Origin of the sequence: Streptomyces sp. TLI_185, from assembly GCF_003814765.1 — a bacterium.
Lineage (GTDB): Bacteria > Actinomycetota > Actinomycetes > Streptomycetales > Streptomycetaceae > Streptomyces.
The window spans coordinates 703,733-719,021 of the sequence record NZ_RKRB01000001.1 but is presented as its reverse complement, the minus strand read 5'-3'; the positions used below and the strand labels follow the sequence as shown (position 1 = coordinate 719,021).

Annotated in this window: 12 protein-coding genes and 1 pseudogene; 10 read left to right on the top strand and 3 right to left on the bottom strand. The window is 71.0% G+C overall.

Going from position 1 to position 15,289, the window contains the following annotated elements; genetic code table 11:
* Window positions 1–22 precede the first annotated feature (22 nt).
* The 3 genes from EDD92_RS49730 (at window position 23) to pflA (ending at window position 3,437) form a co-directional block, all read left to right on the top strand.
* Window positions 23–196: a hypothetical protein gene (locus tag EDD92_RS49730; RefSeq protein ID WP_185123917.1), complete on the top strand. Its 174-nt coding sequence runs from the start codon at window positions 23–25 to the stop codon at window positions 194–196.
* Window positions 197–393: 197 nt separating this feature from the next.
* Window positions 394–2,652 (top strand): formate C-acetyltransferase, encoded by a 2,259-nt coding sequence (gene pflB, locus EDD92_RS03230; protein ID WP_123962897.1) that lies wholly within the window; start codon window positions 394–396, stop codon window positions 2,650–2,652.
* Between the two features lie 71 nt (window positions 2,653–2,723).
* Window positions 2,724–3,437 (top strand): pyruvate formate-lyase-activating protein, encoded by a 714-nt coding sequence (gene pflA, locus EDD92_RS03225; protein ID WP_260327270.1) that lies wholly within the window; start codon window positions 2,724–2,726, stop codon window positions 3,435–3,437.
* Between the two features lie 306 nt (window positions 3,438–3,743).
* On the opposite strand, the pseudogene EDD92_RS03220 reads toward pflA, so the two are convergent.
* A pseudogene (locus EDD92_RS03220) lies at window positions 3,744–4,019 on the bottom strand (hypothetical protein); the annotation flags it as partial.
* Between the two features lie 195 nt (window positions 4,020–4,214).
* Between EDD92_RS03220 and EDD92_RS03215 the strand changes: the two are divergent.
* From EDD92_RS03215 to EDD92_RS03195, 5 genes are all read left to right on the top strand, one after another.
* The gene (locus EDD92_RS03215; protein ID WP_123962895.1) at window positions 4,215–5,567 is read left to right on the top strand and encodes an MFS transporter; all 1,353 of its coding nucleotides are present in this window, start codon (window positions 4,215–4,217) and stop codon (window positions 5,565–5,567) included.
* A 26-nt stretch (window positions 5,568–5,593) separates the two neighbouring features.
* Window positions 5,594–6,253: a response regulator transcription factor gene (locus tag EDD92_RS03210; protein WP_185123916.1), complete on the top strand. Its 660-nt coding sequence runs from the start codon at window positions 5,594–5,596 to the stop codon at window positions 6,251–6,253.
* A gap of 17 nt (window positions 6,254–6,270) precedes the next feature.
* Window positions 6,271–7,671 (top strand): HAMP domain-containing sensor histidine kinase, encoded by a 1,401-nt coding sequence (locus EDD92_RS03205; RefSeq protein ID WP_123962893.1) that lies wholly within the window; start codon window positions 6,271–6,273, stop codon window positions 7,669–7,671.
* A complete protein-coding gene (locus EDD92_RS03200) occupies window positions 7,668–8,705 on the top strand; it encodes a TAXI family TRAP transporter solute-binding subunit (protein ID WP_123962892.1) in 1,038 nt (345 codons plus the stop codon). Before EDD92_RS03205 ends, EDD92_RS03200 begins: the two co-directional genes overlap by 4 nt.
* Window positions 8,706–8,974: 269 nt before the next feature.
* Entirely contained in the window at window positions 8,975–10,099 is a 1,125-nt protein-coding gene (locus EDD92_RS03195; protein WP_123962891.1) for a glycoside hydrolase family 16 protein, read from the top strand.
* Here EDD92_RS03195 and EDD92_RS03190 read toward each other — a convergent pair whose 3' ends face one another.
* Both EDD92_RS03190 and EDD92_RS03185 read right to left on the bottom strand, forming a co-directional pair.
* Window positions 10,100–10,561: a hypothetical protein gene (locus EDD92_RS03190; RefSeq protein ID WP_123962890.1), complete on the bottom strand. Its 462-nt coding sequence runs from the start codon at window positions 10,559–10,561 to the stop codon at window positions 10,100–10,102.
* Window positions 10,562–10,667: 106 nt separating this feature from the next.
* Entirely contained in the window at window positions 10,668–12,419 is a 1,752-nt protein-coding gene (locus EDD92_RS03185; protein WP_123970244.1) for a serine hydrolase domain-containing protein, read from the bottom strand.
* A gap of 158 nt (window positions 12,420–12,577) precedes the next feature.
* Here EDD92_RS03185 and EDD92_RS03180 point away from each other — a divergent pair, with 158 nt between their 5' ends.
* Together EDD92_RS03180 and EDD92_RS03175 are read left to right on the top strand one after the other, a co-directional pair.
* Window positions 12,578–13,687, top strand: a complete 1,110-nt coding sequence (locus EDD92_RS03180) for a nitronate monooxygenase family protein (RefSeq protein ID WP_123962889.1) — start codon at window positions 12,578–12,580, stop codon at window positions 13,685–13,687.
* Window positions 13,684–15,246: an acyl-CoA synthetase gene (locus tag EDD92_RS03175; protein WP_123962888.1), complete on the top strand. Its 1,563-nt coding sequence runs from the start codon at window positions 13,684–13,686 to the stop codon at window positions 15,244–15,246. Before EDD92_RS03180 ends, EDD92_RS03175 begins: the two co-directional genes overlap by 4 nt.
* Window positions 15,247–15,289 lie beyond the last annotated feature (43 nt).

Sequence of the window (15,289 nt, the reverse complement as noted above, 5' to 3'; positions counted from 1 at the left end):
GTACGGCGGGAAGGGACAAGGGGTGACCGCAGCGGTGGGGTACTCGGAGCTGACCCCGGACATGTTGACGGTGGCGGAAGCCGATCTGCGTGCCGCGCTGGAGCGTCTGCCGGAAGGCCTGCCCGGGCTGGTACGCGCGGGGCAGGGGTGCCGGTGGCCTTCGGCCGGGCCGTGCGGGCGGCAGGGCGGGAGCTGATCGTGGTCGCCCCGACGCAGGGTGACGCAGATCCACATCCTGGACCGGGTTGCCGGCGGTCCGTCGCGCCGGGTGGGTCGAAGGTCCCGGCAGGCCCGTGCCGGACGGGACCGGCCGGTGCCCTGTACGGCACTGCTCACGATCAGCCCGGACGAGGAACCTTGATGGCGAGATACAGGTACAGGAGAGGATCCGTGATGACCGCGACCGTGACAGCCGGCCCCCGGACCGCCGACGCCTGGCGGGAGTTCGCCGGGACGGGGTGGCGTGAGCGCATCGACGTGCGTGACTTCATCCAGGCCAACTACACGCCCTACGAGGGCGACGCGGCCTTTCTGGCCGGCCCCACCGAGCGCACCCGGACCGTCTGGGAGAAGGTCAGCGGACTGTTCCCCGAGGAGCGCACGCGCGGCATCCTCGACGTGGACACCGCGACCCCGTCGACAATCACCTCGCACGCCCCCGGCTACATCGACCGCGAACGTGAGCTCATCGTCGGCCTGCAGACCGATGCTCCGCTCAAGCGCGCCATCATGCCGGGCGGCGGTCTGCGGATGGTGGAGAACGGGCTGAAGGCGTACGGCTACCAGCCCGACCCGTTCGTGACGAAGGTCTTCGGCACCTACCGCAAGACGCACAACGACGGCGTCTTCGACGCCTACACCCCCGAGATGCGAGCCGCCCGGAAGGCCGGCATCATCACCGGCCTGCCCGACGCCTACGGCCGCGGCCGGATCATCGGCGACTACCGGCGCGTCGCCCTGTACGGCACCGACCGCCTCACCGAGGCCAAGCGCGCCGAACGCGCCCGGCTCGACACCCGGCCCTCCACCGCGGACGTCATCCGCGACCGCGAGGAACTCGCCGAGCAGATCAAGGCGTTGGGGGAGCTCACCCGCATGGCGGCGGCCTACGGCTGCGACGTCTCCCGGCCCGCCGCCACCGCGCAGGAGGCCGTGCAGTGGCTGTACCTCGGTTTCCTGGCGGCCGTGAAGGAGCAGAACGGCGCCGCCATGTCCCTGGGCCGCACCTCCACCTTCCTGGATGTCTACCTCCAGCGCGACCTGGCGGCGGGCGTCATCGACGAGACCCTCGCCCAGGAGCTGATCGACGACTTCGTGATCAAGCTGCGGATCGTACGGTTCCTGCGGACACCCGAGTACGACACGCTCTTCTCAGGCGACCCGACCTGGGTGACGGAGTCGATCGGCGGCATCGGCACGGACGGCCGCCCGCTGGTCACCCGCACCTCCTTCCGCTTCCTGCAGACCCTGTACAACCTCGGCCCCGCCCCCGAACCGAACATGACCGTGCTGTGGTCCCCCCGACTGCCCGCGGGATTCAAGGAGTTCTGCGCCCAGGCGTCCATCGACACCAGTGCCGTCCAGTACGAGTCGGACGACCTCATGCGCCCGCGCACCGGCGACGACACCGCGATCGCCTGCTGCGTCTCGGCGATGGCGGTGGGCAAGCAGATGCAGTTCTTCGGCGCCCGCGTCAATGTCGCCAAGGCCCTGCTCTACGCCGTCAACGGCGGCCGCGACGAGATGACCGGCGACCGGATCACCCCCGAGATGCCCCCGCTGACCGGCGAGTACCTGGACTACGAGGAGCTGTCGGCGGCGTACGACCGGGTCCTGGACTGGCTGGCGCAGACCTACGTCAACGCACTCAATGTCATCCACTACATGCACGACAAGTACGCCTACGAGCGCATCGAGATGGCCCTGCACGACCACCCCGTGCACCGCTTCATGGCGTGCGGCATCGCCGGTCTCTCGGTCGCGGCCGACAGTCTCTCGGCCGTCAAGTACGCGCGCGTGAAGGTCATCCGGGACGCGACCGGACTGGCCGTCGACTTCGAGACCGAGGGCGACTTCCCGGCGTACGGCAACAACGACGACCGCGCCGACGCCCTCGCCGTCGACCTCGTGGAGTCGTTCATGGCGAAGGTGCGCAAACACCCCGCCTACCGGGACGCCGAGCACACCCAGTCGGTGCTGACGATCACCTCCAACGTCGTCTACGGAAAGCACACCGGCAACACCCCCGACGGGCGCCGCGCCGGACAGCCCTTCGCGCCCGGCGCCAACCCCATGAACGGCCGGGACCGGCACGGCGTCGCAGCCTCCGCGCTGTCGGTGGCGAAACTGCCGTACGAGCAGGCCCGCGACGGCATCTCGCTGACGACCACCATCACCCCGGAGGGCCTGGGGCACGTCCCCGAGGAACGCGCGGGCCACCTGGCCGGCATCCTCGACGCCTACATGGCATCCGGCGGATTCCACATGAACGTCAACGTCCTGAACCGGGCGGTCCTCGAGGACGCCATGGAACACCCGGATAAGTACCCGCAGTTGACGATCCGGGTCTCCGGCTACGCCGTCAACTTCGTCCGCCTGACCCGCGAGCAGCAGCTCGACGTGATCAGCCGCACCTTCCACGGATCGCTGTGACCACCGCGACCGACCGGTCGACTGTCCCGGGGCCCGAACGGGAAACCGGCCTCGCCCGGACAACGGGCCGGATCCACTCCTGGGACCTGTCCACCGGCGTGGACGGTCCCGGGACCCGGTTCGTGCTCTTCGTCAGCGGCTGCCCACTGCGCTGTCTGTACTGCGCCAATCCCGACACCTGGCACATGCGCGACGGGCGGGAGGCCACGGTCGACGAGGTGATGGCGGAGATCGGCAAGTACCGGGCGTTCCTCACGACGGCCGGGGGAGGGGTGACCATCACCGGCGGCGAGGCGCTCCTCCAGCCGGCCTTCACGGCCGCCGTGCTGCGCCGCTGCAAGGAGGCCGGACTGCACACAGCCCTGGACACCTCCGGCTTCCTGGGCGCCCGCGCCACCGACGCACTGCTCGCCGACACCGACCTGGTCCTGCTGGACATCAAGTCCTTCGACGTCCGCACCTACCGGGAGCTGACCGGCGGCGAACTCGCCCCCACCCTGGAGTTCGCCGGGCGCCTGGACCGGCTCGGCAACCGGATGTGGATCCGGTACGTACTGGTGCCCGGCTGGACCGACTCACCGGACGCGGTGTATGGCCTCGCCCGCTTCCTCGCCGGCCTCGGCAACGTCGACCGCGTCGACGTCCTGCCCTTCCACAAGCTCGGCGCGGCGAAGTACGACGCACTCGGCATCCCCTTCCGCCTGCGCAACACGCCCACCCCGGGGCCCGACCTGGTCGGGCGGGTCCGGGACCAGTTCCGCGAGCTGGGCCTGGACGCGTACTGACCGCTCGGGCCGAACGGCCCGCCCTTGTGGGACCAGTGGCCCTGGCGGCGCAGAACACCGGATGGTTCGCTGGATACAGCGGGAAGGACCTGAAAAGGGGCGTGGAGCAGCGGCGGGCGGAACGCACCGCGCAACCGGAATTCGCGAGAAGCGAATGGGTCCTTCCCGCTCCGGCTGTGGGCGACCGCATACCCGCCCTTGAGCCTCGAGAATGGCGTCAGGACCGGCCTGGCCTCCAACCGCCCTGTTTCTCAAGGTGGTTGGGGGCCAGGCCGGTGTCACGCCACCGGTCGCCGTCCGGTGCTCCTACGCTTGCGATCCGTCTCCCTCGCCGCCGTAGTAGGCCGTGCGCATGAGCCTCTGCATGTCGTCGAGCATCGGCATCCGCGGGTTGGCGGGTGCGCACTGGTCCTCGTAGGCGTTCAGGGCCTGCTGCGGCAGCCCGTCGAGGAAGGTGCGCTCGTCGACCCCGAGGGCCTGGAACGTCGGCTCGATGCCGACCGCGGCGCGCAGCTCCTCAACCGCGCGGGCGAGGGACTCCATTCCCTCGGCCGGGGTCGCGGCCGGCAGTGCGAGCATGCGCCGCGACGCCGGACTCGGCACCCGGCCCCCACGTCGCGGTGGGCAACGGACGGGTTCGTAGCCGCCGCCGACGGCCTGTGGGCGCAGGCCGCCGTCTCCGTCCTAAGGGACTGTTAGGACTTGGTTCCCGATGTTGAGCGCCCCTGTGTTGCCGTCGAGCCTGTGAGCTCCCGGGCCGCAGACAAGGGAGTTCCGATGGCCACACAGAGCATGACCGGGCGCGCGCAAAAGCAGCGCCGTGATGAACGCAGGGTCGTCAGCAACATCCTGCGCGGATCGATCGGCAACCTGATCGAGTGGTACGACTGGTATGCGTACACCGCGTTCAGCGTCTACTTTGCCGCCGTCTTCTTCCCCTCGGGCGACCAGACCGCCCAGCTGCTGAACACCGCCGCGGTGTTCGCCGTCGGCTTCCTGATGCGGCCGATCGGCGGCTGGGTGCTCGGCCGCTACGCCGACCGCCGTGGCCGGCGCGCGGCCCTGACCCTGTCGGTGACCCTCATGGCCGCCGGTTCGCTGATCGTCGCACTGACCCCGTCGTACGGCTCGATCGGGGCCGTCGCGCCGGTGTTGCTGGTGACTGCGCGGCTGCTGCAGGGCCTCTCGGTCGGCGGTGAGTACTCGACCTCGGCCACCTACATGTCCGAGGTGGCCTCGCCCGGCCGCCGTGGCTACTACTCCAGCTTCCAGTACGTCACCCTCATCGCCGGCCAGCTGACGGCCCTGGGCCTGCAGATCATCCTGCAGCAGGTGCTCAGCACCGCTCAGCTGGAGGCCTGGGGCTGGCGGGTCGCGTTCGTCGTCGGCGCCGCGGGAGCGGTCGTCGTGCTCTGGCTGCGGCGCGGCATGGACGAGTCGGAGAGCTTCGAGCGCGCCGCCGCCGAGGGTGCGGAGAAGGAGAAGGGCAACGGTGGCCCGGCGCGGGGCAGCGTGCGGCTGCTGCTGTCCTACCCGCGGCAGTGCCTGGTCGTCGTCGGACTGACCATGGGCGGCACGCTGTTCTTCTACACGTACACCACGTACCTGCAGAAGTTCATGGTCAACACCAGCGGCATCGCCAAGCCGACGGCGGCCTGGATCAACTTCTTCGCGCTGCTCGTGTTCGTCGTGCTGCAGCCGGTCGTGGGTCTGCTGTCCGACCGGCTGGGGCGCCGTCCGATGCTGATCGCCTTCGGGGTGCTGGGCGCCGCCGTGGTGGTGCCCTCGCTCACCCTCCTTTCCCACACCAGCGATCCCGTGTACGCGTTCCTGCTCATGGTTGTGCCACTGGCCGTCAGCTCGCTGTACACCTCGATCAGCGCGGTGGTGAAGGCCGAGCTGTTCCCGACCTCGATCCGGGCGCTCGGGGTCGGCCTGCCCTACGCGCTGACCGTGGCCGTGTTCGGCGGGAGCGCCGAGTACGTCGCCCTGTGGTTCAAGAACGCCGGACACGAGAGCTGGTACTTCTACTACGTCACCGCCTGCGTTCTGATCTCGCTGGTCGTCTACATTCGGATGCGCGAGACGTCGGACGGATCGCCGCTGGACGAGGATGTCTCCCGGTCGTAAGGCCGACGGGACGAAAGGAGGTGACCGTGCGCGTGCTGCTGGCCGAGGACGACGACGGTGTGGCCGGTGCGCTGACCGAGGTCCTCTACGAGCACGGTCACCTGCCCACCCGGGTGCGGCGCGGCGAAGAGGTCCTCGTCCGCCACCGCCAGGCCGACCTGCTGCTGCTCGACCTCGGTCTGCCCGATCTCGACGGCTTGGAGGTGCTGCGCAAGCTGCGCACCGTGAGTGGCCTTCCGGTCGTGGTCCTCACCGCGCGGGGCGACGAGCGGTCGGTGGTGCGCGGTCTGCGGCTGGGCGCCGACGACTACCTGGTCAAGCCGGTGCGGCTCGCCGAGCTGCTGGCCCGTATCGAGGCCGTCACCCGCCGCGCCACGACACCGGCCGCTCCCGCGCCGCGCACGGTCCGCGCCGCCGACGTCGAGGTCGACCTCGACGCGCGCCGGGTGACGGTCGGCGGCGGCGAAGTGCGGCTGACCACCAAGGAGTTCGCGGTCCTCGCCGCGCTGGCGGCCCGGCCCGGTACCGCGGTCAGCCGTCAGCAGCTGATGGACGAGGTGTGGGGTGACGCCTACCTCGCCGTGTCCCGCTCGCTCGACGTCCACCTCACCCAGCTGCGGGCCAAACTCGGCCGTCCCGAGGTGCTGACCACCATCCGGGGCTTCGGCTACCGGTTCGGCGGTTGAGCCGGCCGGGTCCTGCCATGCGTACCCGGGTACTGACGGTCGTCCTGGCCTTCGCCGTGCTCGCGGTGGCCGGTTTCGCCGTACCACTGCTGGGCGTCACGGCGTCCCAGCGCACCCAGCAGCTCGTCGCGGCGCGCACCGCCGATCTCGACCGCTTCGCCTCGCTGGCCGAGCACGCCGCCGAGGGCGGCGACACCGGCACGCTGACCGCCGAAGTGACCCGCTACACCGAGCTGTACGGCGAGGCGGTGGTGGTCGTCGACGCCCGCCGCGCCCCGGTGGTGCAGACGGGCGGCATGCGCGCGGCCGACCCCGCCGTCGCCCGCCTGGTCGACGCGGCGCTGCGCAACCAGCGCGTCTCGCCCGGGGGCACACTGCGCCCCTGGTCCCACGGCGCGGACCTGCTGGCTCGCCCGGTGGGCACCGGCACCCGGGTGTCCGGGGCCGTCGTCCTGCGCGCCTCGGTCCAGGCCGCCGCCGCCGACATCGCCCTGCGCTGGGCGCTGGTCCTCGCGGGCGCGGGCCTGGTCGCCGTGGCCTGCGTGCTGCTCGCCCGCGCCGCCACGCGGTGGGTCGTACGCCCCCTGCATCGCCTCGACCGTGCGGTCGGCGCGCTGGCGGCCGGGTTGCCGGCCGAGCACGCACGGACCGGCGGGCCACCAGAACTGCGCCAACTGGCCACCGGCTTCAACCGCATGGCCGACGCAGTGACCACGGCACTGGAACAGCAGCGCCGTCTGGTGGCCGACACCTCGCACCAGCTGCGCAATCCGCTCGCCGCACTGCGCCTGCGCATCGACTCGCTCCAGTCCCGCCTTCCCGCCTCCGCGACCCGCACCTACCGCGGAGTCACCGCCGAACTCGAACGCATGGAGCATCTCCTCGACGACCTGCTGGCGCTCGCGAACGCCGAACACCGCGCCGGCGAACTGTCCGTCACGGATGTGCGGGGAGCATGCTGCGACGCGACGGCGGTCGCTGCGGCCCAGGCGCGGCTGTGGCAGCCGGTGGCCGAACAGGGCGGAGTGCGCCTGGAGTTCACCCCCGGCCCGTCCGTCCTCATGACCTGCACGGAGGGCGAACTGGCCCAGGTGGCCGACATCCTCCTCGACAACGCGATCAAGTACGCCGGCGACGGCGCCCGCGTCGAGACGCGCTGCTTCACCCGGGGCCCGGACGCGGTGTTCGAGGTACGGGACGACGGGCCGGGCCTTGCCGACGGGGAATTCGCCCGGGCGGGCACCCGCTTCTGGCGTTCGGAGCGCAACCGCGACGTACGCGGCAGCGGCCTCGGGTTGGCGATCGCCGAGCAGCTGGTGGGCGGCCGCGGCGGACACGTCGAGTTCGCGGCGGCCGAGCCGCACGGCCTGGTGGTCCGGGTCGTGGTCCCCAAGGAGCAGAGGGGGGCCACGAGATGAGCGCAGAGCGAGGACACGGCATACCCGGCGCGCAGGCGGCCTACGCCCGCACCGCCCGCCGCACCGCTCTGCGGGCCGCGCTCGGCACGGCATGCACCGGACTGCTGGCAGGCGCCGCGGCAGCCGACGCACGGCACGCCGACCGCGGCGCGGAAGGCGGTCTGCGGATCGCGACCGGTGAGGCGGACGGGTTCTACGCGGCCTTCGGCCGACTGCTCGGCGAGCAGGTCACGGCGGCCCATCCCCGGCTGTCCTGTGAGGTGATCCGCAGCGAGGGCAGTGTCGCCAACGTACGGCTGCTTCAGTCACGCCGGACCGAGGTGGCCCTGGCCCTGGCCGACATCGCGTGGGCCGCGTACGAGGGCTCCGCACCATTCGGCCGCCGTGTCCCGCTGCGCGCGATCGGCCGGGTCTACGAGAACTACGTCCAGCTGGCCGTGCGCGCCGACGCGAGCGTCCGCAGCGTCGCCGAGCTGGCGGGGCGCACCGTCTCACTGGGTGCGCCCGCATCCGGCGGAGCCGTGCTCGGCGACCGCCTGCTGCGCGCCGCGGGCCTCGTCCCGGGCACCGACGTACAGGTCCGCCACCTGCTGATGCCACAGGCGGCGCGCGCGATGCGGGACGGCGTCGTCGACGCCCTGCTGGTCGCAGGCGGGGTACCTCTGCCAGTGCTGACCCGCCTCGACACGCTCCCGGGCATCCGCCTCCTGCCGCTGGCCGGTCTGCTGCCGCGACTGCGCACCGGCCCGGGACGGGCCGGCTCGGGTCTGGAAGCGGTGACGGTGCCGGCGGGGGCTTACCGGGGAACGCCCGAGGTGGCCACCATCGGCGTGGCCAACCTGCTCCTGTGCCGCCCCGATCTGCCCGCGCCCGTCGCCGCCGCCCTCACCCGCGTACTGGTCCGCCGGGCCACGCGCCTGGTCCCCACCACGGCGCTCGGCACCCAGTTCCTCGACGTCCGCAGCCTGATCTCCACCGGCGTGGTTCCCCTGCACCCCGGGGCCGTCGCCGCCTATCGGGAACTGCACGGTTAGCGCGTCGCGGAGGAAGCAGGCGTACGACGGCCGCGACATGGTCAGCCAGACCAGGTAGTGCCGACTGGCAGCGGGAGCGTCGGCCCCTACAGGCTGTTGATCATGAGTGTGTGAGTGAGATCTCGTTGTCCGTGGACAGCGGATCTGCCTAGGCTCCGGGGGTCCGTCCCGGGTGGCCTTCGCCGCCGGAACGCCGAGTCCTGCGGGACACGACAGCGGTCCGCCCAGGACAGCTCATCTCGCAGGCGCCGTTGAGGAAGCCCCCCACCATGCGCCAGTTCATCTCTCCTGCCCGCTTGGGTGTCGTCGGTGCAGCCGCCGCACTGCTGCTCCTTCCGCTCGCCGGCCAGGCCGCCGCCGCCCCTTCCGTCACCCAGGACAGCCTGACGCCGGCCACCATGACCGCGGGCGTCGCCGCGTCGGCCAAGCTGACCGTGCACTCCTCCAGCTGCTTCACGGCCAAGACCCTCGGTGTCGGCGTCCGGGACGCGGCCGGAAAGAACCTGGACTTCCCTGGAAACGCCTCGAATGTCCGGATATGCCCCGGCGGTGCGAAGTTCACGAGCTCCCCGCGCACACTGCCGGCAGGTTCGTACACGATCTTCGGCTTCTGGCAGGAGTCCGGCGGGGCCTGGCACAACCTGCCCTCGCACAAGCTGACCGTCGCGGCGGCCTCGACCGCGACGTCGAGCAGCGGCGGCTCGCCGGTCTCCGGTCAGTCCGTGGTCTGGTCCGACGACTTCTCGGGCAGCATCGCCTGGGGCTCGAAGTGGGTCGGCGACAAGAGCTCGTCCTACCGCTACGGCAACCACAACCCGGACGACAACAAGCTCGACTGGCTGGACCAGAGCAAGGTCACCACCTCGGGTGGCATCGCGACCTTCACCGCCCAGCCCTCCTCGCACACCCTGGAGAGCGGCAAGCAGGCCTGGACCACCGGCCTGCTCACCACCGAGGGCTCCAGCGGCGGCTTTCAGGTGAAGACCGGCGACTACGCCGAGACCCGGGTCAAAATGCCCTCCGGCAGCGGCGCCTGGCCCGCGCTGTGGACCTGGAAGGACGGCAACGGCGAGATCGACTCCTTCGAGTACCACCCGGACAACCCGAACCTGCTGGAGCTGACCAACCACGTCACCTCCGGCTCCAAGTACTACACGGACTCCGCCGCCGTCGCTCCCGGGCAGTGGGTCACCATCGGCACCCACTACGGCGCGAGCTCGGTGGACTGGTACGTCAACGGCAAGAAGGTCTACTCCGACGGCCACGGTGTGGGCAGCGACTTCTCCGCGTACCTGATCCTCAACCTGTCGGTCAGCGCCGGCCAGTACCACCCCGCGCCGAGCGGTTCGACGCCGCTGACCATGCAGGCGGACTACGTGAAGGTGTACCGCTGATCAGCAGTCGACGGACAGGGTGAACGGCGTACGGTCGTTGCGCGGATCGCGGTCGTCGACGCTCATCACCTGGACGTGCCCCTCGGTCTTGGTGCCGGGGGGCATGTCCGCGTCCACCCGGACCGGAACCAGTGCGGTGGCCGTCCGCAGTAGCGCCAGACCGGGCCCGAAGGTGCAGCGCACCAGGCGGCCGCGGGCCTCGGCACGGCAGTCCTCGGGGAAGTACGGTCCCCGGGCGGTGAAGCCCGGTGGCAGCCGCACCACCACGGTGAACGGCGAGGCGGTCTGCTCCGGGCCCCTGTTGGCCACGAAGGCGTGCACCACGGTACGGCCGCCGGGCGGCGCGGCGGCGGGGTCGAGCCGGACCACCTCCAGGTCGGAGTTCGGGGGCGTGGCCGCTGCCCCGGTCGCGCACATCACCGCCACGCCGACCGCGAGTGCGGGCGTCACCCTTCTGGCCATCCGGTGCCTCCCACGTTCCGTGCGTTGATCGACACTCACGGTAGCGGGATGGCGTGCGATTCCCGGTGAGCACCCTGTCTCGATGCGTGTTGTACGAGGGACGCCATCAGTCGGTCGACTTCACCCACCCCGCCGCCACGATCCGCGCCGAGTCCGCCGGACGCGCCTCGTCGAACAGGACGGCGCCCGGCGTCCCGACGCGGATTCCGTCGACGTATGCGCCGCGGCCGACGTAGAGCTTGTCGGTCGTGTACCGCCAGTGCAGGGTCAGCTGTCCGTGCGCCGGCAGATCGGCTGCCAGCCGGTGCCAGACGCGGCCCGACCAGCCGGTGACCGAGCCCGACGGGTGCTCCTGCGGCTCCTCGCCGTGGCGCCCGGTCGTGAAGGGCAGCGGCTGCCAGGTCGTGCCGCCGTCCGTTGTTGCCTCCAGGACGAGGACGTCCGATGCGGGTTCGGTGTCCCACCACAGGGCGCAGGCCAGCCGTGCTTCGCCGTCCGTCGTGTCGAGCGTGGGCAGTGCGAGCGTGGCGGTCGTGGTGTTCGCCATGCCCGAGAACCACGCCGTACGTCCGTACGCCGGGCGTACCGGCACGGCGCGCGCCAGGTTGTTGCCGGCAGCGACCCGGGGAGCAGAGCCCGAGCGCCAACTGCGCACTGGATGAACCGAGTTGCCGAGCACGACGAGGAACGAGTCGGTCGTCGGGTCGAGCACCAGGCAGGTGCCGGTGAAACCGGTGTGCCCGGCGGTGCGCGGGGTGGCCATGGCGCCCATGTACCAGTGCTGGTAGAGCTCGAAGCCCAGGCCGTGCTCGTGACCGGGGAACGCGGTGTTGAAGTCGGTGAACATCAGCTGCACGGACTCCGGCCGCAGGATGCGCGCCCGGCCGTAGCAGCCGCCGTTGAGCAGCGTCCGCCCGAGCACGGCCAGGTCCCAGGCGCACGAGAACACCCCGGCGTGTCCGGCGACCCCGCCGAGGCTGTAGGCGTTCTCGTCGTGCACCTCGCCCCACACGAGCCCCCGCTCCAGACCGGACCAGGGCCCGCGCTCGTCCTCCGTGGCCGCGATCTTCGGCTTCCAGGAGGCGGGCGGGTTGTAGCGGGTGCGGTTGAGTCCGAGCGGCCCTGTGATCTCGTCGCGCAGGAGGGTGTCGAGCGTGCGGCCCGTGACCCTCTCCAGGACCAGCTGGAGCGAGATCAGATTCAAATCGGAGTAGAGGTACTTGGTGCCGGGAGGATTGATCGGGGCTTCGTCGAAGACGAGCTGAAGTCTCGCCTCGTGCGTCGGCGCCTTGTACAGCGGGATCCAGTCACGGAACCCCGAGGTGTGGGTGAGGAGCTGACGGATCGTGATGTCCTGCTTGCCCGCCGCGCCGAACTCCGGGAGGTACGAGGCGACCGTCCCCTCCAGCTCCAGTGCACCCCGTTCCAGCTGCTGCACGGCCAGCAGCGAGGTGAACAGCTTGGACACCGAGGCCAGGTCGAAGACGGTGTCCTCGGCCATGGGGATCTGCCGGTCGGGCGGGAACTCGACACCGGTGTCGGTCTTCTCGTCGTACGCCGCATAGCGCACCGCCATCCCGATGGGCCGGTGCAGTGCCACGGTGCCGCCCCGGCCGGCGAGCAGCACGGCGCCCGCGTACCACGGGTGCTTGGGGGAGGGGCCGAGGAACGCCTCGGCGTCGGTGACCAGTTGACGCAGGTGGGCGGCGAGCAGGCCGGCGCGTTCCGGGGTGCCGTGGCGCAGTATCGGGTGCGCCGAGGCCGTGGCCGCACCGGCCGGTCCCGCGGGGAAGGGGGCGATGGTCAGGGCGCCGCCCAGGGCGAGGGCGGCTCGTCCGATCTGGCGACGCGTCGGCATCCGGCGGTCGCTCACGTCTCCTGGCGCTGCGTCGTCGGTCACTCGGGAAACACTCGTGTCGGTTGTGAACCATGTCAACAAGGCCTGCCGTTCAATAAATCTGACGGTGTATCAGAAAAGCTCTTCCGTCGGCCGGAGGACTGCGGCATTCTGCGCCCATGCAGACGGAGCTGAGCAAGAAACTGGGAGTCGAGCACGCCATTTTCGGCTTCACGCCGTTCCCCGCCGTCGCCGCGGCCATCAGCCGGGCCGGAGGTTTCGGAGTGCTCGGCGCGGTCCGCTACACCGCCCCCGACGAGCTCAAGCGCGACCTCGACTGGGTGGAGGCGCACGTCGACGGCAGGCCGTACGGCCTCGATGTCGTCATGCCCGCCAAGAAGGTGGAGGGCGTGACCGAGGCCGACGTCGAGGCGATGATCCCCGAGGGGCACCGGCAGTTCGTCAAGGACACCCTCGCCAAGTACGGCGTCCCGGAACTGGCCGAGGGCGAGGCGTCCGGCTGGCGCATCACCGGGTGGATGGAGCAGGTCGCCCGGGGCCAGCTCGACGTCGCCTTCGACTATCCGATCCGGCTGCTCGCCAACGCCCTGGGCTCTCCGCCCGCCGACGTGGTCGCCCGTGCCCACGAACAAAACGTGCTCGTCGCCGCCCTCGCGGGCAGCGCGCGGCACGCCGTCAAACACCAGGAAGCCGGCATCGACATCGTCGTCGCGCAGGGCTACGAGGCCGGCGGGCACACCGGTGAGATCGCCTCCATGGTGCTCACCCCTGAGGTCGTCGACGCCGTCGATCCACTGCCCGTCCTGGCGGCCGGCGGCATCGGCAGCGGGCAGCAGGTGGCCGCCGCACTCGCCCTCGGTGCCCAGGGCGTGTGGCTGGGCTCCCTGTGGCTGACCTGCACCGAGGCAGACATGTCCTCGCCCGCGGTGACCCGGAAACTGCTCGCCGCCGGCTCGGGCGACACCGTCCGCTCCCGCGCCCTGACCGGGAAACCCGCACGCCAGCTCCGTACCGAATGGACCGACGCCTGGGACGACCCGGCCGGACCCGGCACCCTCCCCATGCCCCTGCAGGGCCTGCTGGTCGCCGACGCCCTCACTCGCATCCAGAAGTACGAGGTCGAACCCCTGCTCGGTACCCCCGTGGGCCAGATCGTCGGCCGCATGACGAGCGAGCGCACCGTCCAGGCCGTCTTCGACGACCTGACCCGCGGCTTCGAGCAGGCCGTCGACCGCATCGACCGCATCGCCGGAAGGAGCGGTGAATGACGAGCACGACGAGTACGCCCCCGGCCGGATTCTGGGCCCAGGCCGCCGCCGACCCCGAGCGCACGGTGCTGATCGCACCCGACGGCGAGCAGTGGACCGCCGGACGCCTGCACGCCGCCGCCAACCGTCTGGTGCACGGACTGCGCGCCGCCGGACTGAAACGCGGCGACGCCTTCGCGGTGGTGCTGCCCAACGGCATCGAGTTCTTCACCGCGTATCTGGCCGCCAGCCAGGCCGGCTTCTATCTCGTCCCGGTCAACCACCACTTCGTCGGTCCGGAGATCGGCTGGATCGTCGCCGACTCCGGCGCCAAGGTGCTCATCTCCCACGAACGGTTCGCAGGCCCCGCCCGCCACGCCGCCGACGAGGCCGGCCTCCCGGCCACCCACCGGTATGCCGTCGGCGCGGTCGAGGGCTTCCGCCCGTACCCCGAACTCCTCGACGGCCAACCGGAGTCGGCGCCCTCGGGCCGCGAGCTCGGCTGGGTCATGAACTACACGTCTGGCACCACCGGCCGCCCCCGCGGCATCCGCCGCCCGCTGCCCGGCAAAACCCCCGAGGAGGCCTATCTCGGCGGCTTCCTCGGCATCTTCGGCATCAAGCCGTACGACGACAACGTCCACCTTGTCTGCTCCCCGCTCTACCACACCGCCGTACTCCAGTTCGCGGGCGCGTCCCTGCACATCGGCCACCGTCTGGTCCTGATGGACAAGTGGACGCCCGAGGAGATGCTCCGGCTGATCGACCGTGAGAAGTGCACCCACACCCACATGGTCCCGACCCAGTTCCACCGCCTGCTCGCGCTCCCGGAGGACGTGCGTCGCTCGTACGACGTCTCGTGCATGCGGCACGCCATCCACGGCGCCGCCCCCTGCCCCGACCACGTGAAACGGGCGATGATCGACTGGTGGGGTCACAGCGTGGAGGAGTACTACGCGGCCAGCGAGGGCGGCGGCGCCTTCGCCACCGCCGAGGACTGGCTGAAGAAGCCCGGCACCGTCGGCAAGGCCTGGCCCATCAGCGAGCTCGCGGTCTTCGGCGACGACGGAAACCGGCTGCCGCCCGGCGAACTCGGCACCGTCTACATGAAGATGAACACCGGCGGCTTCGCCTACCACAAGGACGAGGCCAAGACGAAGAAGAACCGCATCGGCGACTACTTCACCGTCGGCGACCTCGGCTACCTCGACGAGGACGGCTACCTCTTCCTCCGCGACCGCAAGATCGACATGATCATCTCGGGCGGGGTCAACATCTACCCGGCCGAGATCGAGTCGGCCCTGCTGGCCCACCCCGCCGTCGCCGACGCAGCCGTCTTCGGCATCCCGCACGACGACTGGGGCGAGGAGGTCAAGGCGGTCGTCGAACCGGCCCCGGGCCATGAGCCGGGCCCCGCCCTGGCAGCCTCCGTCCTCGACCACTGCGCCGAGCAGCTCGCGGGCTACAAGCGGCCCAAGAGCGTCGACTTCATCGCCGAGATGCCCCGCGACCCCAACGGGAAGCTGTACAAGCGGCGGCTGCGGGACCCGTACTGGGAGGGGCGCACCCGCCCCGTGTGACCCCGGGAACGACTGACGGCGGACGGATCGAACGCGACGCGGT